The 25213-nt window shown below is 75.0% G+C and carries 19 protein-coding genes; 7 read left to right on the plus strand and 12 right to left on the minus strand.

All coding sequences use genetic code 11. The features are described 5' to 3' along the window. Positions 1-124: 124 nt before the first annotated feature. Entirely contained in the window at positions 125-910 is a 786-nt protein-coding gene (locus IPO09_12560) for a hypothetical protein (GenBank protein ID MBK9518155.1), read from the plus strand. Between the two features lie 226 nt (positions 911-1136). On the opposite strand, the gene IPO09_12565 is transcribed toward IPO09_12560, so the two are convergent. After that, a complete protein-coding gene (locus tag IPO09_12565; GenBank protein ID MBK9518156.1) occupies positions 1137-1901 on the minus strand; it encodes an alpha/beta fold hydrolase in 765 nt (254 codons plus the stop codon). Between the two features lie 406 nt (positions 1902-2307). Here IPO09_12565 and IPO09_12570 point away from each other — a divergent pair, with 406 nt between their 5' ends. Beyond that, entirely contained in the window at positions 2308-2718 is a 411-nt protein-coding gene (locus tag IPO09_12570; protein MBK9518157.1) for a cupin domain-containing protein, read from the plus strand. Between the two features lie 154 nt (positions 2719-2872). Further along, positions 2873-3565 carry a hypothetical protein gene (locus IPO09_12575; protein ID MBK9518158.1) on the plus strand — a complete coding sequence of 231 codons (693 nt, stop codon included), beginning with the start codon at positions 2873-2875 and terminating at the stop codon, positions 3563-3565. Positions 3566-3577: 12 nt separating this feature from the next. On the opposite strand, the gene IPO09_12580 is transcribed toward IPO09_12575, so the two are convergent. The 3 genes from IPO09_12580 to IPO09_12590 form a co-directional block, all read right to left on the minus strand. Beyond that, the gene (locus IPO09_12580) at positions 3578-4393 is read right to left on the minus strand and encodes an alpha/beta hydrolase (GenBank protein MBK9518159.1); all 816 of its coding nucleotides are present in this window, start codon (positions 4391-4393) and stop codon (positions 3578-3580) included. A 32-nt stretch (positions 4394-4425) separates the two neighbouring features. Then, on the minus strand, positions 4426-7059 hold the full coding sequence (locus IPO09_12585; protein ID MBK9518160.1) for a leucine-rich repeat domain-containing protein: 2634 nt from the start codon (positions 7057-7059) through the stop codon (positions 4426-4428). Between the two features lie 188 nt (positions 7060-7247). Then, positions 7248-8357 (minus strand): NAD(P)H-dependent oxidoreductase, encoded by a 1110-nt coding sequence (locus IPO09_12590; protein ID MBK9518161.1) that lies wholly within the window; start codon positions 8355-8357, stop codon positions 7248-7250. 244 nt (positions 8358-8601) lie between these two features. Here IPO09_12590 and IPO09_12595 point away from each other — a divergent pair, with 244 nt between their 5' ends. Then, a complete protein-coding gene (locus IPO09_12595; protein MBK9518162.1) occupies positions 8602-10203 on the plus strand; it encodes a WYL domain-containing protein in 1602 nt (533 codons plus the stop codon). Next, a complete protein-coding gene (locus tag IPO09_12600; GenBank protein MBK9518163.1) occupies positions 10200-11171 on the plus strand; it encodes a WYL domain-containing protein in 972 nt (323 codons plus the stop codon). The genes IPO09_12595 and IPO09_12600 overlap by 4 nt, the downstream gene beginning before the upstream one ends. A 12-nt stretch (positions 11172-11183) precedes the next feature. On the opposite strand, the gene ettA is transcribed toward IPO09_12600, so the two are convergent. Together ettA and IPO09_12610 are read right to left on the minus strand one after the other, a co-directional pair. Further along, complete coding sequence (ettA, locus tag IPO09_12605) at positions 11184-12848, minus strand: energy-dependent translational throttle protein EttA (GenBank protein MBK9518164.1); 1665 nt, start codon at positions 12846-12848, stop codon at positions 11184-11186. A 51-nt stretch (positions 12849-12899) separates the two neighbouring features. After that, a complete protein-coding gene (locus tag IPO09_12610) occupies positions 12900-13802 on the minus strand; it encodes a DUF192 domain-containing protein (protein ID MBK9518165.1) in 903 nt (300 codons plus the stop codon). Between the two features lie 205 nt (positions 13803-14007). Between IPO09_12610 and topA the strand changes: the two genes are divergently transcribed. Beyond that, the gene (gene topA, locus IPO09_12615; GenBank protein MBK9518166.1) at positions 14008-16731 is read left to right on the plus strand and encodes a type I DNA topoisomerase; all 2724 of its coding nucleotides are present in this window, start codon (positions 14008-14010) and stop codon (positions 16729-16731) included. Positions 16732-16751: 20 nt separating this feature from the next. On the opposite strand, the gene IPO09_12620 is transcribed toward topA, so the two are convergent. The 6 genes from IPO09_12620 to IPO09_12645 form a co-directional block, all read right to left on the minus strand. Next, complete coding sequence (locus tag IPO09_12620) at positions 16752-17468, minus strand: hypothetical protein (protein MBK9518167.1); 717 nt, start codon at positions 17466-17468, stop codon at positions 16752-16754. Positions 17469-17556: 88 nt separating this feature from the next. After that, positions 17557-18753 carry an adenylate/guanylate cyclase domain-containing protein gene (locus tag IPO09_12625; protein MBK9518168.1) on the minus strand — a complete coding sequence of 399 codons (1197 nt, stop codon included), beginning with the start codon at positions 18751-18753 and terminating at the stop codon, positions 17557-17559. A gap of 5 nt (positions 18754-18758) precedes the next feature. Next, positions 18759-20606, minus strand: a complete 1848-nt coding sequence (locus tag IPO09_12630) for a protein kinase (protein ID MBK9518169.1) — start codon at positions 20604-20606, stop codon at positions 18759-18761. A gap of 50 nt (positions 20607-20656) precedes the next feature. Further along, positions 20657-21274: a carbonic anhydrase gene (locus IPO09_12635; GenBank protein ID MBK9518170.1), complete on the minus strand. Its 618-nt coding sequence runs from the start codon at positions 21272-21274 to the stop codon at positions 20657-20659. A 32-nt stretch (positions 21275-21306) separates the two neighbouring features. Next, positions 21307-21729, minus strand: coding sequence for a bacteriohemerythrin (locus IPO09_12640; GenBank protein ID MBK9518171.1), 423 nt, complete (start codon positions 21727-21729; stop codon positions 21307-21309). 164 nt (positions 21730-21893) lie between these two features. Next, complete coding sequence (locus IPO09_12645; GenBank protein ID MBK9518172.1) at positions 21894-23639, minus strand: hypothetical protein; 1746 nt, start codon at positions 23637-23639, stop codon at positions 21894-21896. Positions 23640-24098: 459 nt separating this feature from the next. Here IPO09_12645 and IPO09_12650 point away from each other — a divergent pair, with 459 nt between their 5' ends. Continuing rightward, on the plus strand, positions 24099-25199 hold the full coding sequence (locus IPO09_12650) for a hydrogenase small subunit (GenBank protein MBK9518173.1): 1101 nt from the start codon (positions 24099-24101) through the stop codon (positions 25197-25199). The last annotated feature ends 14 nt before the right edge of the window (positions 25200-25213 follow it).

Genomic DNA, 25213 nt, shown 5'->3' on the forward strand with positions numbered 1-25213 from the left:
CCGACGGATGTTCATCCGTCATAGTGGACGCACCATCCAGATGGGACGAGGGCCGCGGCCCGGCGACTCCCAGCCAACTCCGGCGCAAGCCGGCTCGGTGGCAATGCCGCGCGATGGAGCCCCGATGCCCAAGCCCCGTGTCTCGCCCCGCGTCTCGCGCCGTGCCCCAGGCCCCGCCGAAGGGCTGTTCGACCCCGTGGAGCTCGAGATCCTGAAGCGGTACTTCGGGCTCGAGACCAGGCTCGAACGCGCCCAGCTCCTCGAGGACGCCAAGGACCTGGAGGAGGAGGACGAGGAGCGCCCGGGCAGGGCGGCCGCGGCCTTCGGCGTCCGGCTGGAGGAGGTCTCGCTCGACGCCGACCACCAGGACCCGGCCCTGGCCCGTGCGGTGGCGCGCCTCTGCCTGCACGTCGTCGGCCGCCGGCCCGCGGCGCGCGCCGGCGCGTCGCCGCTCGACACGCTGGCCCGCGCCGGCGACGACCAGACGCCCGAGCAGGCGCCCTACGACGCGCCGCTCCTCTTCACCATCGACTGGGCGATGCTGAGCTGGCCCGAGTCCTACTTCGCGGTCCTCGTGCCGGGGTTCGACCGGTACGTGGTGGTGAAGACCAGCGACGAGGAGTGCATCGGCGGCCGCTGGCTGGCGCTCGGGTGGTTCGAGCGAGGCCAGGACGCGGTGACCGAGGTGGGCCGGATCATCCGCGGGTGGTGGGCCTTCGAGGCCGAGACCTCCCAGGAGCGCTGGGAGACCTTCCTCACGAAGGGGAGGATCTCCAAGGCGCTGGCGAACAGGTGGGCGGACGCGGTGTGGACGGAGGAGGAGGTGGAGGACGAAGAGGAGGAAGAGGCTGGCGACGAGGATGGGCTGGGCGAGGGCGCGGAGGCTGAGGGCTCCAAGGCGGGCGGGTGACCGGCGCGGCGGCGGGCAGAACCCTCCCGGTGGCAGGATCGCCCGGCATGCTCCGTCCCCAAGCGACCGTGCACGATTCGACATCATCCCGTTCGCCCCAAGCGGCCTCGCCTCCGCGAGGCGAAGTCGAGGGGCGCCCCTAGCCGCGGGGAGTGCCTCGACTTCGCGCCTGCAGGGCAGGCGCTACGCTCGGCACGAACGGCGTTTCCGAATTCCGCTCGCCCGTTCAGGCCCGCACCCTCGCCAGGAACGCCCCCACCTGCTCCAGGTAGGCCTCGGCGTTCTCGGCCAGGATGGAGTTGTGGTCCCCCTGGTCGAAGACCCTGAGCGTGGCCGACCCGCCGGCCCAGGCGGCCAGGCGTTCGGCGTGGCTCACGTCGACCAGGCCGTCGTGGCGGGTGTGGAGGATCAGCACCGGCCCACGGTAGCCGCCGAGCTTGGCCCGGTGGTCCAGGCGCGCGGTCACGGCCGCCTCGAAGGTGGCGCCGTCGACGCCGAGCTCGCGGGGGTCCACCCGCATGAGGAGCCGCTCGAGCGGGTCGGCGATGGCGCTCTCCAGGACGAGCCCGGCCACCTGGGGGAGGCGGGCCACCGCCTCGAGGGCGAAGAGCGACCCGACCGAGCGGCCGAAGACCACCAGCTTCTCCGGCGGCCCCGCCGCCGCCAGGACCGCCGCGACGTCGTCGAGCATCCGCCCGAGCTGGGGCTCGCCGGTGGAGCCGCCATAGCCTCGGTACTCGGCCAGCAGGAGGTCCCAGCCCATCCGGTTGACGGCGTCGTCGAAGCCGCCCTGCCAGTCGGCCACCACCTCGCCGTTGCCGTGGAAGTGGACCACGGTGTGGCCCTCGGGGTCGACGCGGTGGAGCGCGCAGGCGAGCGTGGCGTCGCCGGCGTCCACGTCGAGGCGCGACCGAGGCGCCGCGGCGCGCGGGAAGAAGTAGCGCTCGGTGACGAGCGGGTGGTCGAGGAGGGCGGCGGGGGCGAGGGGCACGGGGAAAGTGTAGACCTGCCTCCGCCGCAGCGGCAGGTGGGCCGGGGCCGCTCCCGGGCCGCGGCCCCGGGCCGCAGCCTGGTCAGGGCGTGGCCGATCGGCCCGAGCGCGACCACCGCGCGGAGGTGAGGCCCAGCTGGCGATACAAGCCGAGGTGCACCAGGTGCCCGCCCAGCACGCGGGCCGCGACGCCCACCGGATGCTCTGGCCCGGTCGGGTGCTTCCTCGAGAACGTTCGCGGACGGGGCGGCGTCCCCGTCCCACTCCCCACAGGGCGGCTGATCAGGCCGCCAGAGGCCGCGTTCCGCCGAGATCGCAGGCCGCGCCGTGCGACCGAGCGTGGGAGCACGGCTCTTGCTTCCCGAGGGTGGAGCCAGCTGCACCCCACCACGAAGGGAAGACACCCATGAGAGGTTTCGTCCAGGACATCGAGGCGCTCGCCATCGAGAACGCGGCGTTTCGGCAGGTGCTCTACACGGCGAAGCATTGCCAGCTCGTGCTCATGGCGCTGAAGCCCGGGGAGGACATCGGACCGGAGGTCCACCAGCTCGATCAGTTCTTCCGCGTCGAGGAAGGCGCTGGCGAGGCCGTGCTCGACGGGGCCCGCACCGAGATCCGAGCCGGCTTCGCGGTCGTGGTTCCTGCCGGGACCAGGCACAACATCATCAACACCGGCAACGTCCCGCTGAAGCTCTACACGCTCTACGCCCCCCCGAACCATCGCGACGGCGTCGTCCACCAGACCCGCCAGGATGCCGAGGCGGACCACGAGCAGTTCGACGGGAAGACCACCGAGCAGGCGACGCCGGCCCGCTGACGGGAGCGCCCGCAGGCGCTCATCGCACCCAGGGACGGGACGCGGGGCCGAACACCGGGTACAACCATCCCGGCTCGTCGGCGCCCGCGAGCGACCCCGGCACGGTCGGGGACGGGCCTCATCCCTGCGGGCCCGCCCGCGCTGCGTCCCCACCATGCCCTCCCCGCCCACCCCCCGCACCCACCGCCGCCTCACCTTCCCTCGCCCGGGCCGGCCAGTGCCGGACTACGTGAACCTCTACCGGTACGGCGCCCCCGACCAGCCGGGCCCGCTCCTGCTCTACGTGGGCGGCGCCATCACCGAGCGCCAGCACGCCGAGCGGTTCGAGTCGGCGCCGACCCCCATCCTGGAGCAGCTCGAGCTGGCCCTCACCCAGTCGCCGCTGCCCCGGCTCGACCTGGTGATCGCCCCCTCGCCGGTGGACCGCTCGGACCCCTCCGCGGTGCTCGACGACTACGAGGACTTCTTCCACGACGAGCTGCTCCCGGCCCTCGGCGGGCCGCCGCCCACGGCCATGGCCTTCGTGGGCTACTCCTTCGGCGCCCACCTGGTCACCGGCCTGGCGCTGGGCGAGGAGTCGGCCCGGGCGCTGGCCACGCTGGGAGGCGCCGGCATCGCGCAGGCGGCCCGCGCGGCCGGCCGGGTGGTGGCGAGCGGGCTCTCGGTGGTGATGTTCCACAACACGGGCGACGCCCTGCCGCCGCCGGCCACCGCGCTCGGCGCCTTCGACCCGCGCCTCAAGCCCTGGGTGATGCCGGCGCGCCCGGGCGGCCACGGGTTCGGGTCCTACGCGGCCAACGGCTCGGTCGCCGAGGCCTTCGGCTTCGCCCTCGACCTGCTGGGGTGACGCGCCCGCCCGTCAGCGCGGGCGCGGCGCCAGCAGGAACCCCCACAGCTCCGCCCACTGCGGATCGCCGGGCTGGTACCGCAGCGTGTTGTGCGACGCCTGCGCCTCCACCCAGAGCCGCTTCGGCCCGGGGTAGGCCGCGAAGAGCGCCAGCCCGAGGTCGGCGAAGACCACCTCGTCCCGCCCGGCCACCAGGAAGGCCACCGGCCCGCCATACCCGGGCAGCGCCAGGTCGGCCCTGAGCGCGTCGCGCACCAGGAACGCCGGCAGGAACGGGTAGTGGCGCCGCGCCACGGCGGTCACGCTGGAGAGCGGCGTGATGAGCACCACCCCGGCCACCCCGGGCCGCAGCGCCGCGGCGCGCGCCGCCACCGCGCTCCCCAGCGACTCGCCCACCAGGAACACCGGCGCCTCGCCGCCCAGGAGGTCGAGGGCCTCCACGGCGGCGCCCACCAGCGCCTCCTCGCCGGGCGAGCCGGCCCTGGGGCCGTAGCCCGGGTACTCGAGCAGGTGGACCTCCACCGGCGGCGCCCCGGGCCCCTGCAGCACGTCGGCGAGGTAGGTGCGGTCGAGCGCGCTCCCGGCGTTGCCGTGCAGCGCGACCACCCGCGCCCGCGGCGCGCCCGCGGCGGGGGCGCGCCAGCCGAGGAAGCGGCCGGCGGGGTCGAGCCACGGCTCGAGCCCGGCGCTCCGCGCCCTGGGGAGCGAGGCGGCGAGATCGCCGGTGGTGGGGAAGTAGAGCAGGCGCCGCTGCCCGAGCCAGGCGAGCAGCAGCACCACCCCCAGCAGGAGCCCGGCGGCCACGAGGAGGCGCAAGAGGGTCGGCACGGGACCCAGGGTACCCCGGCGCCGGCCCCCCGCTACGGCCCGCTGGTCTGCCCCCCGGCGTACACGATCACCCCGCGGGCCAGGAGCGCCGCCAGGTCCAGGGAGGCGCGGGTCCCCGGCGACAGGTCGAGCCGGTTGAAGGTGAGCGTCACGGCGTCGCCGACCGAGAGCCCGGGGTTGGCCACCAGCGGCGAGATGTCCCGGACCTGGTTGCTGGTCAGGTCCAGGGTCTTCAGGTTGATCAGGCCGGCCAGCGGGGAGAGGTCGACGACCTGGTTGTCGTTCACGGCCACCGAGACGGCCCTGGTCATGCCGCCCAGCCCCTCGACGCTGGTGAGCCGGTTCATCCCCAGGTGGATCCAGTCGAGCCCCACCAGCCCGATGAGGGGCCTGGCGTCGGTGATCTGGTTGCTCCTGAGGTCGAGGGCCAGCAGCTTCACCAGGCCGGAGAGCGCCCCCACGTCGGTGAGCTGGTTGTAGTCGAGGTACAGCTGCTCCAGGTTCACCAGGCCGCGCAGCGGCTCCGCGCTGGTGATCTGGTTCATGGTCAGGGAGAGCCAGGTGAGCTTGGTGAGCCCGGCCAGCGGCCCGAGGTCGGCGATCTGGTTGTGGTTGAGGGCCGCCATCTCCAGGTTGACGGCGTACTGCAGCCCCTCCAGGCTGGTGATCCCCTTCTGGTGGGCGTAAGGCAGCTCCACCAGCCGCAGCATGTCCTCCTCGGTGATCACCCCGGTGGGCTTCGGGATCCAGAGGCGCACCTGGAACTCGAGGTTGGGGTCGGCGATGACCACCCCGGGCGAGCCGACCTGCAGCCGCACCTGGGCGTCGTCGCTCACCTCGAGGGGCCAGGGCACCATGGCGTCGGTGGACTCGACGAAGGCGTGCAGCACGTGGGTGCCCTGCAGCGCCGCCGGGAAGGTGGCCTGGCAGGAGAAGGCGGCCTGTGCGCTGGCGGTGGGCGCCACGCTGCACACCTCCACCAGCGAGAAGCCACCCTCGGCCAGCGGCTGGCGGCGGTAGATGCGGACCCGGGCGACGGCGTCCCGGGCCAGGTAGGTGCGCGAGGCCAGGGACACCGTGAAGGTGGCCGACCCGCCGGCGTCGACGCGGGCCGGCGCCACGGTGAAGGTCCCCTCCGGGAAGCTGGCCAGCTCCGCCTCCCGGGTGACCTTGGCCTCCACCACCTTGATGGGCACCCAGTCCTGCAGCTTCTCCACGGTGGCCGCCGCGCCGGCCTCGGCGAAGAGCGCGGTGACGAAGCCGGAGTGGTAGGCCTCGTCGGTGACCTGCACGTGCATGGGGGCGTGGTCGCGGGTGGCCTTCAGGCCGGCCTTGACCTCCAGCACGTCGAAGCCGGCGCCCAGCAGCAGCGGGCTGGCGAAGCCGGGCTTGGCCAGGCCGTAGGCGGAGCCGGAGATCTCGAAGCGGGCCTCCTCGCCGGGCGTGCCCCAGTCCGGCGTGAAGGAGAGCTCCCCGCTGGCCGTGACGTCGCCGGCCGGCCCACAGTCGCCGCCGGCGGCCGGGCAGGTGAGGCCCACCGAGGCCTCCACCCCGACCCGGCCGGTCACCTCCAGGCTGGCCGCGGCCGCGGTGATCTTCCCCGAGAGCTCGCAGGCCGGCCCGAACCAGATCACGCCGGTGAAGACCAGGGACAGCGGCCCGAGGAAGGTCACCGGCACGAACCACGGCAGCGCCTCGCAGGTGATCTTCGGCTCCACCGCCGCGGCCAGGCCCACCTTCAGCTGGAGCCAGGCCTCGAAGCCGCCGCGCACCGCCAGCTCGCGCAGCCGCTCGGGGTCCCCGGTGTGGTAGCGGAGCACGAAGCGGAGGTGCTGGCTGGCGCCGTAGTCGGGGATCTCGATGGTCAGCCCGGGGATCTCGGCGGCCAGCTCGCAGGCGAATGGACCCACCTTGAACTCGCGGCCGAGGGCCGCCGCGGCCTGGGGCGCCGCGGCCCGCGCCGTCCACCGCCCGTCGGCGGCGCGCCGGATGGTGCCCTGGCTCCCGTCCCCGGCCACGGGCGGGACGTCCGAGAGATCGATCTCCTCGTCGATGAGCAGCTGCTCGAAGAGCAGGTGGGGCGGCACCAGCTCGAGGGTCACCAGCTGGTCGGCCCCCGCCGGCGCGGTGGCCACCACGCGCCCTCCCACCGGCAGCTCGCCGGTGGTCATGAGGATGGCGCCCACCGCGGGCGGGGCCAGGTCGCGCAGCGTGACCTGGTAGCGCCACCCGGGGCCGTGGCTTTCCGGCGGGTCGAGCGGCACCGGCGCGCCCACCACCTGCTGGTCCTGGACCAGCACCGCCCCGGCCGCAGGCCAGGCCACCAGCGCCAGCACCGGCGCGGAGCGCACCCCGGCCACCTCGGCCACCACCTGCGCCGACCCCAGGCTGGCGGCGGCGCTGGCCCGCCCCTCGGCGCTCACCGACACCACGCCCGGCGCGCTCGAGCTCCAGCGCGCCGGCAGCGCCACGACGCTCCCATCGGGCGCCAGCGCCCGCGCCGTGAGCTGCACCGACCCCTCCCCGCCCGGCAGGAGGAAGCCGCCGGGCGTCACCTCGACGCGCTCGACCACCGGCCCCGGCGTGCCCCCGCCGCCACCGCAGCCCAGCAGCGAGAGGAGGAGCGCGCTGCCCAGCACCTGCGCCCGCGTCGAAGGCCGGCCCATGACACCCCTCCCCTCCCGCTGCGCCGGGAGCCACGAGGACGATGCCAACTACTCCGGCCCATGATCGCGCCGGCGGGCCTGCCGCTCCAATGCCATCCCCGAAGGACAGGTGCAGGGGCGCTCGATCCTGCCGCACCCTCCCGGGAGCGAGCGCCGGGCCTCCGTGACCCGCCGAGGCCGGGCCTCACCTAGGGCTCGCCCCCCTCGCGCCGCGCCGGCAGGTCGAGGTGGTGCGCCTTGCGCCCGCCGCGGACCAGCCGGCCCGCCTCGGGGGCCTGCGCCAGCAGCCGCTCCGCCGCCTGGACCGCGCGCGCCGCCAGCATGCGCGCCCCGTCGCGCAGCTCGGCGCTGCCCTGCACCTCCTCCACGTTCCGCTCCATGTCCTCGGCCGACCAGCCGCGGCTGTGCGCCACGAAGGGGAACTGCGGGAAGTGGCAGCCGAGCTCCCCGAAGAAGACCATGAGCTGCCCGGCCACCGCCTGCACGTTGTCCTGCCCGCCGGTGATGATGAAGGCGGCCACCTTGTCCTTGAGCAGCACCCGGTTGGCGATGGTGACCTGGTTCTGGATGCAGTTGAGCCGCTCCACCATCTTCGAGTAGAGCGCGCTCGGCGCGCCCCAGCGGATGGGGGTGGCCAGGAGGTAGACGTCGGCCCAGTGGACCAGCGCCTCGTAGACCCGGTCGAGCTGGTCGTCCGGGTCCATCTGCGTGATGGAGCAGGGCCAGGTGCAGGCCCGCGCGCTCTTCGAGTAGTAGCCCTCGCAGGCCCGGAAGGAGAGCTCGGCCAGCCGGATGGTGCGCGTCTCGGCCTGGAGCTCCCGGGCGTGGTCCATGGCCGCCTCCAGCAGCGCCTCGGAGGTGGAGTAGCGGGGGTTCTTCAGGTCCATGTTGGTGGTGGAGATCCCCACCACGCGGAGGGGGCCGGGGGCGCGCTCGACGCGCCGGGCCAGCGGGTGCGGCGGGTGGTCCCCCTTGGTCCGCGGCGTCGCCCCGTCGAGGTCCACCCAGAGGTGGCCGCCCTCCTCTCGCACCGGGTAGCTCGGCACCGCGTCGACCTCGAAGCCCGGCTCTCCCTTGCCCGTGCGCACGTGGTACTTCCAGCCGTGCCAGGGGCAGACCAGGTACTCGCCCTCGCACCGCCCCTCGCCGAGCGGCCCGCCGACGTGGTTGCAGGCCCCGGAGATCACCCCGTGGCGACCCCCGACGCTGGTGACGGCGAGGCGGAGCTTCCCGACCTGCACCGGCGAGGCCGGCCTGGTGAACTGCGTCAGCGGTCCGAGATCGTGCCAGCTGGCCATGCGTCGCTGCCCCTTTCCATGCCCGGGCTCGGCCGGGGCTCCGCCAGGTCACCACCGGCCCCGGGCGCCAGGATCGATCTCTCGGGCCGGCCCCTCGCGCGACACCCCATCGTCGAGGCTCGGATGGGGGCCTGCGGCGCGGGTGAGGGGGGCGCGCCGGCGCTGCGCAGGCCTCACGCCAGCCTGCGGCCGGGCCAGGCTCCGTCCGGGGGCCCATGTCCCTCCCGCCGCCATGCTGGCCTGGATGTCCACGGAGCCCTCGACGCCGCGTCTCACGCCTCTGGCCGGCCGCACCTTGCGCTCGCTGGCCCGCGCCCGCTGCACCTCCCGCGCCGTCCGGCTCCACCTGCGCGGCGAGCCCCCGGCCGGGAGCCGGCTGACGGCCACCGTGCTGGCGCTGGCCCACGACGCGCCGCGCTGGCTGGCCGCCACCCTGGTGCACGAGCAGGGCGCGCTGCGGGTGCTCGATCTCGACCAGATCCGCGACGCCACCCCGAGCCGGGCCCGCGCCAGGCCGGCGCCCGCCGCCTTCGACGCCCTGGCCTTCGCGGCCGGCAACTACCTCGGCTGGGGCGCAGCGCCCGAGCGCCGCTTCTCCCTGCGCCCGGTCCGCGGCTGGGGCGGGCTGGTGGGCGCCCTCCTGCCCACCGCCGCGAAGGTGCGCTGCCCGGGCCAGCCGCCCACCTGGCAGCTGCGCGGCGCCGGCGAGCGGGTGCTCCTCTCGCTGGCCGGCTCGCTGGGCCTGCCGGCTGCGATAGAGTCGGCGCCTCCCCTGCCCCGGAGCCGCACCGTGCCGACCGTCGACACCGCCGCCGTCCGCTGCCTCCGCCTCGCCAGCTGGCTCCTGTCGCAGTCCGAGCCGGTCAGCCGCGAGCGGATCTACGCGGCGTTCCCGGACGAGTACGCCGGCCAGGCCTCGGCCAAGGAGAAGAAGTTCGGCCGCGACAAGAACGCCCTGAAGGACCTGGGCTTCGCCATCGAGACGGTGGAGCTCGGCACCAAGGACGAGGCCCAGGGCTACCTGGTGGACGCCCACGCCTGCGCCCTGCCGGCCATCGAGTTCACCGCCGACGAGGCGGCGCTGCTGTGGGCCGCCGGCGCCGGCGCGCTGCGGCTCTCGGATCACCCGCTGCGGGCCGAGCTGGAGAACGCCCTGCGCAAGCTGATCATCGGCGGCAAGGGGCTGCCGCCGCGCGCCCTGGGCGCCGAGGACGGGGTGGCCGCCGAGGGCGAGCCCGAGGCGGGGACCAGGGAGCAGCGGCAGCGCCGCGCCCAGCAGGGGAAGTGGCTGGCCAAGCTGGACGAGGCCCGCCAGCTCCGCAAGCGGCTCACCATCGACTACTGGCGGGCCGGCAGCGGCGAGGTGGTGACCCGCCAGGTGGACGTCTACGGCTGGGCCTCGCGGCGCGGCGAGTGGATCTTCGTGGGCCACTGCCACCTGCGCGGCGGGGTCCGCATCTTCTACCTGTCGCGCTGCCGCGCCCTCAAGATGAACGGCGTGCGCGCCCAGGACCCGGACTACCAGATCCCGGACGACTTCGACGTCCGCCGCTGGTCGCGCCAGCAGCTGTGGGACTACCAGGTGCACCCGCCGCTGGAGGCGGCGCTGCGGCTGCGCGGCTCGCTGGCGCGCATCGCCCGGGTGCTCCTGCCCGAGGCCAGGATCACCTCCGAGGCCGACGGCTCGCGCACCGCGCGGCTGCAGGTGCGCAACCTGCGCGGCCTGGTGCGGCAGGCCCTGGCCTGGGGCCCGGAGGCCGAGCTGACGGCCCCGCCCGAGGGGCGGGCCATGGCCCGGGAGATCCTGGCCCCGCTGGCGGCGGCGCGGCCGGGGGTGGCGCCGTGAGCGACAGCCTGCAGCGCATGCGGCGCCTCCTCTTGCTCCTCCCGGTGGTGGCGCGCGCCTCGGCCCGCGGCAAGGGGCTGCCGCTGGCGAAGGCGGTGGAGGTGACCGGCGCCCGCGACGAGGCCGCGGTGCGCGACGACGTGGCGGCGGTGCGCTCCCTGTGGGTGGAGCCCACCGGCACCGAGGAGGCCATCGACCTCTACCTGGAGGACGGCGAGGTGTGGGTCACTTACGCCCAGCCCTTCGGCACGCCGCCGGCCTTCTCGCTGGCCGAGGGCGCCCTGCTGCTCTCGGCGCTCGAGCCCTACGCCCAGGACGGCGGCAAGCCGGTCAAGGACCTGGTGAGGAAGCTGCGGCGGGCCGTGCCCACCCCGCTGCGCCAGGAGGCCGACCGGCTGGCCCGCGGGCTGGACGTGGCCACGCCGCCCGGCCCCTGGGCCGCCACCCTGCAGCAGGCCATCGACCAGCGGCGCGAGGCCACGCTGGAGTACCGGGCGGTGGCCGAGGGGGCGGTGTCCCGCAAGGTGGTGGAGCCGCGGCTGCTCTTCCAGCGCGGCGGCGCCTGGTACCTGGCCGCCTGGAGCGTGGCCCGGGCGGAGGAGCACCTCTACCGGCTCGACCGGCTGGCCTCGGCCGAGCTGGGGGCGCGGGTCTTCGGCGACCACAAGGGGCCGCCGGTGGCGCGCTACACCCGCAGGAACCTCTACTTCGAGTCCGGCCGGGAGCGCGAGGTGACGCTGCGCTACTCCGGCCACGCGGCCCGCCTGGCCCGCGAGCGCCACGGCGCCCGGGCCCGCCCGAACCCGGACGGCACGGTGGGCGTGACGGTGGCGGTCACCCCGGGCAACTACCTGGTGGGCAGCCTGCTCGGCCAGGGCGGCGAGGCCGCGGTGGACGGGCCGCCGGACGTGGTGGAGCTGCTCCGGGCCCGCGCCGCCGAGCTGCTGCGGCAGTACCAGGACGGCTGAGCCGCCGGGCCGCTACCTGGTCACCGGCTTGTAGCGGAGCCGCTTCGGCTTGGCCCCCTCCTCGCCGAGGCGGCGCCGCTTGTCGGCCTCGTACTCCTGGTAGTTGCCGGTGAAGAACGACCACTTCGAGTCGCCCTCGCACGCCATGATGTGGGTGGCGATGCGGTCGAGGAACCAGCGGTCGTGGCTGATGACCAGCACGCTGCCGGCGTACTCCAGCAGGCCGTCCTCCAGCGCCCGCAGGGTCTCCACGTCGAGGTCGTTGGAGGGCTCGTCGAGCAGGAGCACGTTGGCGCCGGTCATGAGCGTCTTGGCCAGGTGGAGCCGGCCGCGCTCGCCGCCGGAGAGGGTCCCGATGACCTTCTGCTGGTCGGCCCCCTTGAAGTTGAAGCGGCCGATGTAGGCCCGGCTGGGCATGTCGTAGCGGCCCACCTTGATCTGGTCGAAGCCGCCGGAGAGCTCGTCGAAGATGGTCTTGCCGCTGGAGAGGTTCTCGCGGCTCTGGTCCACGAAGGCCAGCTTGACCGACTTGCCCACCACCACCTGGCCCTGGTCCGGCTTCTCCGCCCCGGTGATCATCTTGAAGAGGGTGGACTTGCCGGCGCCGTTGGGGCCGATGATGCCCACGATGGCGCCGGGCGGCACGATGAAGGAGCAGTCGTCCATCAGCAGCCGGTCGCCGAAGGCCTTGCTGACGCCCTTGAACTCGATGACCTGGTCGCCCAGCCGCTCGGCCACCGGGATGAAGATCTCCTGGGTCTCGTTGCGCTTCTGGTACTCCACGCTGGAGAGCTCCTCGAAGCGGGCCAGGCGCGACTTGGACTTGGCCTGGCGGGCCTTGGGGTTGCCGCGCACCCACTCCAGCTCCTGCTTCATGGCCTTGATGCGGGCGCTCTCCTGCTTGGCCTCGACCTCCAGCCGCGCCTCCTTCTGCTCCAGCCAGGAGGAGTAGTTGCCCTTCCAGGGGATGCCCCGCCCGCGGTCCAGCTCCAGGATCCACTCGGCGGCGTTGTCGAGGAAGTAGCGGTCGTGGGTGATGGCCACCACCGTGCCGGGGAAGCGCACCAGGTACTGCTCCAGCCACTCGACCGACTCGGCGTCGAGGTGGTTGGTGGGCTCGTCGAGCAGCAGCATGTCCGGCTTGCCGAGCAGGAGCTTGCAGAGCGCCACCCGGCGCTTCTCGCCGCCGGAGAGGGTCCCGATGGTCTGCTCCCAGGGCGGCAGCCGCAGCGCGTCGGCGGCCAGCTCCAGCGCCAGGCCGGTGTCGGCGCCGGCGTTGGCCAGGGTGGCCTCGAGGCGGGCCTGCTCCTCGGCCAGCTTCTCCATGTCGGCGTCGGGCTCGCTGTAGGCCGCGTACACCGCCTCCAGCCGCGCCTGGGCCGCCTGCACGTCCCCGCGCGCCGACTCGACCTCCTCACGCACCGTCTTCTGCGGGTCGAGCACCGGCTCCTGCGGCAGGTAGCCGATGGTGAGGCCGCCCTGGTGCTGCAGGTCGCCCTCGAACTCGGTGTCCACGCCCGCCATGATGCGCAGCACGGTGGACTTGCCGGAGCCGTTCAGGCCGAGCAGGCCGATCTTGGCGCCGGCGAAGAAGGAGAGGGAGATGTCCTTGATGATCTGCCGCTTGGGCGGGACCATCTTGGACACGCGGTGCATCGACATCACGTACGGGGGCATGGCGCTCGCTGACCTTCGGGGTGGCTGGAAAGGGGCGGCAGTCTACCCGAATCAGGGCGGCGCGGCCTCGCCCACCACGCCGAGCCGCGCCCCGGCCCCGACCCCGTGCGCCCGGCACCAGCCGGCCGGCACCTCCAGCACCCGCCGCACCGGTCCGGCGGGGTGGTGGTGCGCCGCCGAGAGCGGCCTGGTCCCCTCCGCCACGTTGAGCACCCGGCCGCCCGGGTCCACCCACAGCAGGTCGAGCGAGACCAGGGTGTTCTTCATCCAGAAGCCGTGGTGCCAGGCGGCGGGGAAGTCGAAGAGCATGCCGGTGCCGGGCGGCAGCGCCTCGCGGAACATCAGCCCCAGCTCCACCTCCAGGCCGGCCACCACCCGCTCCGCCAGCACCTCGGCGCGCCCCGCGCCCGGCCCCTCCACCACCACCCGCACCGGCGGCCGCCGGCGCGGGAAGCGCACCTCCTCGCCGGTCCAGCGATCCCGGTAGAGATCGCAGGTCGCCTCGCGCCCGAGGTGGCGCAGCGGGCGGTCCACCAGGCGGAGCGGATCGAGGCCGTAGGCCTGGGTGGCGCTCCCCTCGAAGCGCCACCCGCCCGGCACGGCCAGGGCGCGCGCCTCGCCGCCCTCGAGCCGCGCCGCCAGCACCGGCTGGCCGCCCGGGCCGGCCACCTGCGCCAGCTCCAGCCAGGGCCACCAGCCCAGCGGCCCGCGCTGCTGCTGCACCGCCGCCAGGTCGCCCGGCTCGCCGTCCACCCGGTCGAGCGTGAGCCCGCCGCCGGCCAGCAGGCCCACCGCCCGCCGGATGGCCTGCGGGGTGTCGAAGGCCAGCGCCGCCACCTCCCCGTCGCTCGCCGCGGCGGTGGCCCCCAGGGCGCGGGCGCCGAGGTCGGCCTCGCCGGTGGCGCGCCGCAGCGGCTCGACCCCGGCCACCAGCGAGTTCAGCTCCACGATCACCGGCATCCTGGCACCCCCCCAGCTCGCCACCCTGCCCGGGCGACGGACGCACCGCCCCGGCTGCCCGCACCCAGGGTGCGCCTTCCGGGTCGGATCGCCCCGTGATTCCGGCTGCCTGGGCCGCTCCGGCGGCCTCCGGCCGCCACTCCTTATTATCTGGGCTGGCTTGACAGCACCCCCGGCCAGCCTTTATCGGTCCCCGCCAATGTCAGCCCCCGCCCTCGTCATCGTCGAGTCGCCGGCCAAGGCCAAGACCATCGAGAAGTACCTCGGCCCCGGCTACCGCGTCATGGCCTCCATCGGCCACGTGGTCGACCTGCCCTCCAAGGGGCTGTGCGTCGACGTCGAGAACGGGTTCGCCCTCACCTACGAGGTGACCAAGGGCGACGTGGTCAAGGCGCTGCGCGAGGCGCTCAAGGGCGCCTCCACCCTCTACCTCGCCACCGACGAGGACCGCGAGGGCGAGGCCATCGCCTGGCACCTGATGGACCGGCTCAAGCCGCGCATCCCGGTCAAGCGGATGGTCTTCAACGAGATCACCAAGAAGGCCATCACCGAGGCGGTGACCCAGACCCGCGAGCTCGACACCGGGCTGGTGGACGCGCAGGAGGCGCGCCGCGTCCTCGACCGGCTCTACGGCTACGAGGTCTCGCCGGTGCTGTGGCGCAAGGTGCAGACCGGGCTGTCGGCCGGCCGGGTCCAGTCGCCGGCCACCCGCCTGGTGGTGCAGCGCGAGCTGGAGCGGATGCGCTTCCGCTCGGCCGGCTACTGGGACCTGACGGCCACCCACCCCACCCAGCCGCGCTTCGAGTCCACCCTCACCGCCGTGGACGGCCGCAAGGTGGCCACCGGCAAGGACTTCGACGAGCAGGGGAAGCTCACCAGCGAGGCCCGCCTCCTCGACGAGGCCGCGGCGCGCGCCCTGGCCGCCTCGCTGGCGGGCCGCCCGTTCACGGTGCGCTCGCTGGAGCGCCGCCCCTACCACTCCAGCCCCAAGCCCCCCTTCATCACCTCCACCCTGCAGCAGGAGGGCGGCCGCAAGCTGCGCCTCTCGGCCCAGCAGGTCATGCGGCTGGCCCAGGGGCTCTACGAGCGCGGCTACATCACCTACATGCGGACCGACAGCACCACGCTCTCGGCCACCGCGGTGGCCGCGGCCCGCGCCCAGATCGGCGAGCTCTTCGGCGACACGTTCCTGCCGGAGAAGCCGCGCAGCTACCTCAAGAAGGCCAAGAACGCCCAGGAGGCCCACGAGGCCGTCCGCCCGGCCGGCGACGCCTTCCGCACCCCCGAGTCGCTGCAGGGCGAGCTGAACGGCGCCGAGCTCAGGCTCTACGAGCTGATCTGGAAGCGCACCATCGCCTCGCAGATGGCCGACGCGGTGGGCGAGTCGGTCAGCCTGAAGCTGGAGGTGGCCGGGGCGCGCGGCGAGCGCTGCGAGTTCGCCGCCTCGGGCCGCACCATCGTCTTCCCCGGCTTCCTGCGCGCCTACGTGGAGGGCACCGACGATCCGGAGGCCGCCCTCGACGACCAGGAGACGCCGCTGCCGGCCCTGGCCCAGGGCGCCCAGGTGGCGGTGGAGGCCGTCAGCGCCGACGGCCACGCCACCTCGCCGCCGGCCCGCTACACCGAGGCCTCGCTGGTGAAGAAGCTGGAGGAGCTGGGCATCGGCCGCCCCTCCACCTACGCCAGCATCATGGGGTCGCTGGCGGCCCGCTACGTCTGGAAGAAGGGCCAGGCCCTGGTGCCGGACTGGGTGGCCTTCATCGTCATCGCCCTGATGGAGCAGCACTTCGGCGTGCTGGTGGACTACGCCTTCACCGCCGAGATGGAGGACGACCTCGACCAGATCGCCGGGCGCGACCGGGCCAAGCTCGACTTCCTCAAGGCCTTCTACTTCGGCGACGGCCAGCACCCCGGCCTGAAGAAGCTGGTGACCGAGGGGCTGGAGAAGATCGACCCGGCCGCGCTCAACCGGCTGCCCATCGGGCTCGACCCGCAGGGCGTCGAGGTGGTGGCGCGGGTGGGGCGCTACGGGCCGTACCTGAAGCGCGGCGAGGACACCGCCCCCATCCCGGACAAGCTGGCCCCCGACGAGCTGACGGTGGAGAAGGCCCTCGAGATCCTGGCCACCCCGCGCGGCGGCAAGCGGCTGGGCGACGACCCGGCCACCGGCCTGCCCATCTTCGCCAAGTCCGGCCGCTTCGGCCCGTACGTGCAGCTCGGCGAGGCCAAGGACGGCGAGAAGCCGCAGAAGACCCAGTCCCTGCTGAAGACCATGAAGCCGGAGACGGTGACCCTGGAGGAGGCGCTGCAGCTCCTCTCGCTGCCGCGCGGCCTGGGCCGGAGCCCGGAGGGCGAGGAGGTGCTGGCCTGCTACGGCAAGTTCGGCCCGTACCTCACCATGGGCAAGGAGAGCCGCAACCTGGGCGGCTCGGACGACGGGGTGGCCCTCTCCATCACGCTCGAGCAGGCGCTGGAGATCTTCAAGCAGCCGAAGCAGTTCCGCGGCCGCGGCCAGCCCAAGCCGCCGCTGGCCACCTTCGGCGAGGACCCGGTGTCGGGCGGGACGATGGTCCTCAAGGAGGGCAAGTTCGGCTTCTACATCACCGACGGCGAGACCAACGCCTCCCTGCGCAAGGGCGACGACCCGGCCGACGTCACGCCGGAGCGGGCCTCCGAGCTGCTGGCCGAGCGGCGCGAGTACATGGCCTCGCCGGAGGGGCAGAAGAAGGCGGCCCTGCGCGCGGCCAAGAAGGGGCAGCGCCCGGCCCGCGGCAAGGCCGGGAAGCCCGCCAAGGCCAGGCCCGCCGCGGCGGAGGGGAAGCCGCCCGCCAAGGCGGCCCGCACGCCCGCGGCGCCCGCCGAGGGCCCGCCCAAGGCCCCGCGCAAGCGGGCGCCCCGCAAGAAGGACGCCGCGGCGAGCTGAGCGGCGGCGCCGGGGGGCCGTCAGGGCGCCGGGGCCTGCGGCGGCGCCGGCGGATCGGGCTCGAAGGACACCGAGTTGCCGCGGCGCACCGGCGGCCTCGGGGCCGGCGGAGGCGGCGCTGGGGGCGCGGCCACCGCGGCGGCGGGCGGCGCCCGCTTCGGCGGCAGGGCGTCCCCGCGCAGGATCAGCCCACCGGGCAGCAGCAGCCGCTTCTGCCGGTCGGCCGGCACGCTGCGCTGCTCGGCCACGTCCACGTCGGCGCCGAACTGCACCAGCCGCATCACCGAGTAGCCGCTCGGGCAGCAGAGCGGGTCGCCGGGGCGGCGGTCGGCGAACCAGACCTCGATCGCGCCGGCCGGCGTGTAGACCGCCAGCTCGGCGTCGGCCCAGGCGTAGCCCTCGAGCTTGCGGCGTCCCGGGTCCCAGGCCACCACGTGCAGCTCCACCGGCCCGCAGCTGCCGAGGCCGCAGGCGCGCGCGCCGGTGATCACCACCGGCCGGCGCCCCAGGGTGCGCGTCGAGCCGGCCAGCGGCTCCACCAGCAGCGCCTGCCGCTCGCTGCCGCGCAGCTCGGCGGAGAACCGCACCGCCGCGGCGCCGCGCTGGCGCCCCACCACCACCAGCTCATGGGTGAGCCGCGACTCGATGCGCTCGCCGGTGGCCGGCGCCGCAGCAGGCCCGCCGGTCGAGACCTGGCCGAGCGCGAGGACCAAGGCGAGCGCGAAGCAGGGCGGCATCACGCGGAGAGTATGGCAGGCGGCAGCGCGCCCCGCCCGCGCCTGCTCGGGCTGCGCTGTCCCGCGCACCTGGGACGCGGCGTCGGGCCTACCGCGCCGCCCCGGCGTGGATGGCCTCCAGCTCCTCGATGCCCTGCCGGGCCACGTCGCCCGCGCCGCACCGGCCGTCGCCGGCCACCAGCCGCTTGACCCGGTCGAGGGCGCCGTCCGGAGCCGGCGCCGGCGGCTCGGCGGCGGCGATGGCCTCGAGCGGCGCCAGCGCCTCCTGCACCCGGCTGTCGGCCAGCGCCCGCGCCGCCAGGCGCCGCCGCAGGCAGGCCTCCGCCTCCCCCTCGCGCGCCAGCGCCGCCACCGCCGGCCGGCTCCCGGCGGCCACCGCCCGCGACCAGTGGTGGAAGGCGCCGCGCACCGTGCCGCCCGCCCCGGCGTCGGCCCGCGCCAGCTCGAGGCGGCCGCGCAGGTAGAGCACCTCGCGGTCCTCGGGCCCGCGCTGGCCGGCCAGGGTCTCCACCGCCGCCCGCGCGTCGTCGAAGCGCCCCAGCCGCACCGCCCGCTCCGCCGGGCCCAGCCAGGTCCACCAGAGCCCGGCCCCGGCCGCCAGGAGCACCAGCAGCGCCGCCGCCCCCCGCAGCGCCAGCCGCGCCCCGCCGCCGGCCCGGGCCCAGGCCGAGCCGCGCCGGCCGGCGCGGGCCAGCCGCTCCGGCTCGGGCGGGGCCAGCCCGGCCACCAGGTCGAGCCCGATGCCGGCGTAGGGCGGCTCGCCCTCGGCGGCGGCGGCCCGCGCCACCCGGAAGAGCCGGACCTCCTCCGGCAGGCCGTCCAGCGCCCGCCAGCCCAGGTCCTCCACCGGCACGCGGGCCCGGTCGAGCGCCCAGAAGACCGCCTCGGAGAACCAGATCTCCCCGGACGCCGCCTGCCCCTCGATGCGCGAGGCCAGGTTGACCGCCTCGCCGAAGACGTCGCCCCCCTCCAGGCGGACCTCGCCCAGCGCCAGGGCCACCCGCACCTCGATCCGATCGGCCTCCACCACCCGCCGCCCGTGGTCGTGCAGCCGGTCCTGGATGGCGGCGGCGCACAGCAGCGCCGCGGTGGGGGCCGGGAAGAGCACCAGGTAGGCGTCGCCGATGGCCTTGACCCGCCGCCCGCCGAAGGCCTCCAGCACCGGCGCCAGCAGCGCCTCGTGGCTGGCCAGCATGCGGGCGTTCTCCTCCCGCGTCTGCCGGCTGGTGGCGGCGGTGAAGCCCTTGATGTCGGTGAGCATCACCACCAGGCTCTCGGTGCGCACCCGGGTCAGCCCCCCGGCCGCGTCAGCCAGGCCCGCCCCACGGCCCGCCGCGCCTCGAGCCAGCCGCGCGCCGCCCGCACCCGCTCCAGCGCCCGCGCCGCCCAGGGCGGCTCCCGCCCCGCCCCGGCCACCCGGCCGGCCACGGCCACCGCGCCGCCTGCGGCCAGCGCCCCGGCCTCGGCCAGCCCCAGCGCCAGCAGCACCGCGGTGGCGCCGCTGACCCGCGAGAGCGCCCGCGCCCGCCCCTCCCCGCCGTCGTGCAGCGAGCCCAGCCCGGCGCTCACCGGCGAGAGCAGCCGCGAGGCGCGGTCGCCGGGTGGCACCCGCGCCGCCTCGCGCCCGCCGTAGGGCGCCGGCCCGGCCACCGCCCGCACCCGGTAGAGCGAGAGCCGCTCGCCGCCGGGCAGCGCCAGCGCGGCGCCGGCCACCTCCACCGGCGCCTCCGACGAGTTGAGCGTCAGGGCCACGGCCCGGGTGAGCCAGATGGCGCCCGGCGGGGCCTCCAGGCAGGTGGCCTCGGCCAGGAGGAGCGCCGGCTGGCCCGGCGCCAGCCGCCCGGCCGGCACCTCGCCGGCGTGCAGGCCGGCCCTGAGCGAGAGCCGATCGGCCGCCGGGGCGGCGGCGTTCCAGGCGGCCACCCGGTCGAGGATGGCGCGGGCCGCCAGCACCGCGTTGGTGGGCGAGGCGAAGGCGCCGGTGAGCGACGCGCCGGTCACCAGGGCGCGCCGCCCGCCGAAGGCCCGCAGCGCCGGCAGCACCAGCTGGTCGTGGGCCAGGAGGAGCCGGGCCCGGTCGGGCGCCGGGCGCCGGGCCACCTGCGCCTCCCAGCCGTCCAGCCGGAGCGTGAGCAGCGTGGCGGTGCGGGCCTGCGGCAGCCCCGAGACCACCGGCCGGAGCCAGGCGGTGAGCGGCCGGGCGCCCCCGCGGCGCGGCGGCGCGGCCCGGGGCAGCGCCACGTGGCGGGGCGCGCGGCGGCCGCCCCCCTCGCGCCCGTCGAGCACCGCCAGCAGCTCCTCGGCCGACTGGGCGCGCCCGGCGCGGTCCTTCACGGTGGCGCGGGCGATGAACCGGAGCAGCACCGGGTGGTCGGCCAGCTCGGGCCGCTCGCGCTCCGGCGAGGGCACCGGGTCGAAGGCCTGGGCCCTGAGCAGCGCCCGGGTGTCGGAGATGGGGAAGGGGTGGCTGCCGGTCAGCATCACCCAGCCCAGCAGCCCGGCGGCGTACAGGTCGGCCCGGTGATCCACCTCGCCGCCCACCGCCTGCTCCGGCGCCAGGTACTCCGGCGTGCCGATCACCAGGCCGGACTGGGTCACCAGGGCGCCGGCCGGCCCGGCCAGCTTGGCGATGCCGAAGTCGAGCAGGGTGAGCCGGTCGCGCCCCTCCTCCGGCACCAGCCAGAGGTTGTCCGGCTTGAGGTCGCGGTGGACGATGCCGGCCGCGTGGGCCGCCGACAGCCCGCGCAGGAGCTGGCGCAGGAGCTCGGCCGCCTGCGCCGGCGGCAGCGCCCCCTCGCGCTCCAGCTTGTCGCGCAGCGACTCGCCCTGCAGCAGCTCCATCACCAGGAAGAGCTCGCCGCCGGGCGCCTGCCCGAAGTCGAGCATCTCCACCACGTGCGGCGAGGAGACCCGCACCGCGATGCGCGCCTCGCGCCGGAACCGCTCCACCTCCAGCGGGTCGCGGGCGAAGATGGGGTTGAGCACCTTGACCGCCACCTGCCGGCCGATGCGCACCGCCTCGGCCTGGTAGACGGTGCCCATGCCGCCCTCGGCCACCAGCCGGCCGATGCGGTAGCGGCCGTCGAGCAGGGTGCCCTCCGGCAACGCCGCCGGCGGCGGCGCGGCGGCCACCTCCACGTCGCCCTCGGAGAGGGAGAGTGTCCGGTCGGCCAGGCGGGCCCCCTGCCTCAGCCGAAGAACTCGACCTTGCCGGTCGCGAGGTCGTACTCGGCGCCGATGATCATCAGCCCCTCGAGCGAGATGAGCCGCTCCAGCGCCGGGGTGCCGTGGCGCAGGTGGGCCACCGCCATCTTCACGTTGATGCGGCTGGCCGCCCGCGCCACCGCCGCCCGGTCGGTGCCGCCGGCCGTGAGCGCCGCCTCCACCGCCGGGCGGACCCGGTCCACGATCGACATGACGTTGTCGGAGGCCGGCGGCGTGCCCTGCTCGACCGCCTCCATGGTGGCCTCGATGGCGCCGCAGTGGGTGTGGCCCATCACCACCACCAGCCGGGTCCCGAAGCGGTCGGCCGCGAACTCCACCGAGCCGACCTGCGAGGGCGAGACCACGTTGCCGGCCACCCGGATGACGAACAGGTCGCCCAGCCCCAGGTCGAAGACCAGCTCCGCCGGCGCCCGCGAGTCGGAGCAGCCCAGCAGGATGGCGAAGGGGTTGTGCTCCCGGGTGAGCGAGGCCCGGTCGAGGCTCCGCGCCAGGGAGTCGATGGAGATGACGTTGGAGGCGAAGCGGCCGTTGCCGGCGCGCAGCCGGTCCAGGGCCTCGAGCGCGGTCAGGTTGGAGGGCATGCCCCCATCCGTGCCAGCCCCGGCACGCCTGGTCAAGGTGCCGGCGCGCCCAGGCCGCCCCGGGCCACGTACTCGGCGAAGGCGCGGTCCATGCCGCGGATGTGCGACACCAGCCAGGCCTGCACCCGCTCCACCCCGGCGGCCAGCTCCGCGTCGACGCCCTTCGCGAAGAGGGCGCGCAGCGCGTCGAGGTCCTCCAGCAGCCGGCGGTGCTCCTCGGTGTGCTGCTCGTAGCGCTCCCAGCTGTGCAGCCGCATGAGCAGCTCCTCGCTCATGAAGTGCACGTTGGAGGCGTCGGCCAGCTGGGTCAGCAGGGCGTCCACCGTGTCGCGCCCCTGGCGCGCCACCACCGCCTGGTGCAGCGACTCCACCAGCCGCACCTGCAGCTGGTGCTCCACGTCCAGCTCGGCCACCCCGGTGTCGGTCCCCGCCTGCCAGCCGGCTGCCTGCGTCATGTCGGTCGCTCCCGTGGGTTCGAGGGCCCGCCGGCGCGGCGGGCGCCGGACGTATAGGGCGACCACCCCGGCCCGCGCCACCCCTCCCGGCCGGGGGCCGCCCGCCGGGGCCAGGCCGGGGGCCTCCCGGGCCGGCCGGCCCGTCGCGCCGGGGCTGGGGTCCGCTACCGCTCCAGGTCGGGGGCCTTCGGGCCCGGCGTGGGCAGCACCGGCTTGCGCGGCCTGGCCGGGGTGGCCGGCCGGCGCGTCAGGGCGTCGGCGGTGGCGAAGCGCGGCGCGATGTCCACCGGCACGCCCTCCAGGCGGTCCAGGGCCCGCTTGACCGGCGGCCGCAGCACCGCCAGCCGGGCCAAGAGCGCGGTGGCCGCGGCCCGGTCGCCCCGCGCCTGCAGCGTCATCAGCTCGCCGGTCAGCGCCACCACCGCCTGGCGCATCTTCGGCCCGTCCACCGCGAAGGTGCCGTCCTTCGCCACCGTCACCGCCCCGGCGTCGAGGAACCAGTTGAGCTGCAGCGCCATCCCCTTGCCGTGCGCCTCGGTCAGGCCGAAGCGCAGGGAGCGGAAGGCCGAGGCCAGGAAGGTCGGGTAGAGCGTGGCCTGCATGCCCGGCTCGATCGTCCCGTCGTCGAGCAGCTTCTGCAGGGCGAAGAGGCCGCCCACGTCGGCCTTGGCCTCCTCGATGGCGCTGTAGGTGTCGCCCAGCTGGGCCCGCACCGTGGCGGTGGCGCCGGCCGCCAGCGCCACCTGGTGCGGCCCGAGGCCGTGCACCAGCTCGTGCATCAGGATGTGGGTGAAGAAGGCGTCGAAGGCCACCCGCCCGCGGTCGGCCTTGCCCAGCACCACCTTCGAGATGGGCACCAGCACCTCGTCGAACTTGGCCTGCTGCACGTTCTTCAGCATGACCCGCTTCGAGCCCATCTCCCGCACCACCACCTCGTCGTTCGGCAGGTTGTAGGCGGCGGTGGTGACCCCGCGGGCGGCGTCGCCGGCGGCGAAGACCTGGTTGACCACGCGGATGGGGGCCAGGCCGCCCAGCTTCGGGTTCCTGAGCGCGGGGTCGATGGGCAGGACGTCCTCGATGCCCTGCAGCTCGGCCGAGAAGCGGGCCAGCTTCCTGGTCTCGGCCTCGTCGCGCACCCCCACGAAGGCCTCGAAGGCCGCCTTGGCCGCGAACCAGCCGTCCTCGTAGACCTCGTAGGGCCCGATGGTCGGCTCGAGCGCCCCCGTGAGCTTCATCCAGGCCACGTCGCTCTCGCGGTACTGGTTGGTGAGGAAGGCGGTGGCGCGGGCCTCGAGGAAGGTGCGCAGCGCCGGGTCGCCGGTGAGCCGGGCCGCCTCGCGCAGGGCCGCGGCGGCGCGGGCGAGCTCGCCCTGGTACTCCATGGCGTAGGGCACCACCTCGAAGCGGCCGCCCAGCCCGCGCCGCACGGTGGTGAAGAACCCCAGCGCCTCGGCCCGCACCGGCTCGGTGGCGCCGGCCAGCCAGGCCTCCACCTCGGCCTTGGTGGCGCCGGCCGGGTAGAAGTTGGCGGCCCCCGGCTTCTCGCCCACCCCGGGCAGGAAGGGCGCCTCGGCGTCCAGCCGGTCCCACGGCCCCTTGTTGCGCAGGAGCGCCGCCACCCGGGCCCGCCCCAGCGGCGAGGGATCGGCCAGCAGCTCGAGCAGCAGCGCCTCGTTGCCGGCCCAGACCTGCCGCAGGAAGAGGCCGTCCATGAGGCGGGCGGCCTCCACCAGCTTGGCCAGCGCCTGGCGCTCGCTGGCCGGCAGCCCGGTCAGGTCCACCACCAGCGACACCGGGGCGTAGCGTGCCTCGCGGCGGGCCAGGGTGGCGGCGTCGGGGAAGGTGGCGGGCGGCGCGGCCGGCCCGGTGGCGAGGGCGGCGGCGAGGGCGAGGGCTGCGGGGCTTTGCATGGACTCCTCCGGTGGCCTCTCTTCTACACCTGCACGGCGGGGCGGCGCCCCGGCAACGTGGGCGGCGGGGAGGCCGGCGGCGAGGGTCCGAAACGGACCCTGGGTACGCGTTCGCGCGATCTTCCGCCGATCCACCCGCCCGGACGGGTCCTGGCCGCGGTTTTTTTTCGGACCCCGGAACGCGCAAATTTGAACATGGAGTCATCAAGTCAATGTTGCGCCGACCAGTCCACAATCGCTGAATATCGGGACGGTTTCCCCGATCCGCCCGGTGATTCGTTGACCTCGATCAAGAACGTGGCCCTTCCGCCCACCTCCCCGAGCCCCCGATTCCGCACCTGCGCGCCAATGTCCGCGCATTTCCTGCATGAGACCGAGTCCGAAAAAGCTGCCGAAATCTCAGACGTTGCAATCCAGGTCGGGTTTCGTAGATTCGCGCACCACTCCGGAGGAATTGGAATGACCGACATTGGCAGCGACATGATCGCCGAGCTGGAGACCAAGGGCGTCTCCCGCCGTGACTTCATCAAGGTCTGCACCATGGCCGCAGGCGCCGTGGGCCTCCCGGCCTGGGCCGGCGAGAAGATGGCCGAGAACGTCGAGAAGGGCCGCAAGCCCTCCGTCATCTGGCTGCACTTCCAGGAGTGCACCGGCTGCACGGAGTCGCTGCTCAGGACCAGCCACCCGGATCTCGGGTCGCTCATCCTCGACCTCATCTCGGTCGACTACCACGAGACCCTCGCCGCCGCCGCCGGCTACCAGGTGGAGGCCGCGCTGGAGAAGGCGGCCCACGACAACAAGGGCAAGTACGTCCTGGTGGTCGAGGGCGCCATCCCCGAGAAGGACAACGGCATCTACTGCCGCGTGGGCGGCAAGACCGCCGTCGAGACGGTGAAGAAGTACGCCGCCGACGCCGCCGCCGTCATCGCCATCGGCTCCTGCGCCTCCTGGGGCGGCGTGCCCTCGGCCTCGCCGAACCCGACCGGCGCCGTGGGCGTCGGCAAGGTGCTCGGCAAGACCGTGCTGACCCTGCCCGGCTGCCCGGCCAACCCGTACAACCTGCTCGGCACCGTGCTCCAGTTCGCCACCTTCGGCACGCTGCCGAAGCTGGACGAGAAGGGCCGCCCCGAGTTCGCCTACAAGCGGGTCATCCACGACGACTGCCCGCGCCGCGCCCACTTCGACAACGGGCGCTTCGCCAAGCAGTTCGGCGACGCCGGCCACCGCGAGGGCTGGTGCCTCTACCAGCTCGGCTGCAAGGGGCCGCAGACCCACGCCAACTGCTCGCTGCTCGACTTCTGCGAGGTCCCGGGCGCCTGGCCCATCGGCATCGGGCACCCCTGCGTCGGCTGCACCGAGGAGGGCATCGTCTTCAACGTGCCCATCCACACCAACCTGCCCATCCCCAACCCGACCGCCCCCATGGCGTACCCGGGCGTCGGGCCGGCCCAGGGCGGTGTCGGCGCGGTGGCCGCTGGCGTGGCCGGCCTGGCCATCGGCGCCGCCATCGGCGCGGGCTTCGTGGCCTCCAAGAAGCTCTCGAAGGACGAGGGGAAGTAGGGCCCGCCAACGGC

Source organism: Anaeromyxobacter sp. (assembly GCA_016718565.1).
Classification (GTDB): domain Bacteria; phylum Myxococcota; class Myxococcia; order Myxococcales; family Anaeromyxobacteraceae; genus JADKCZ01.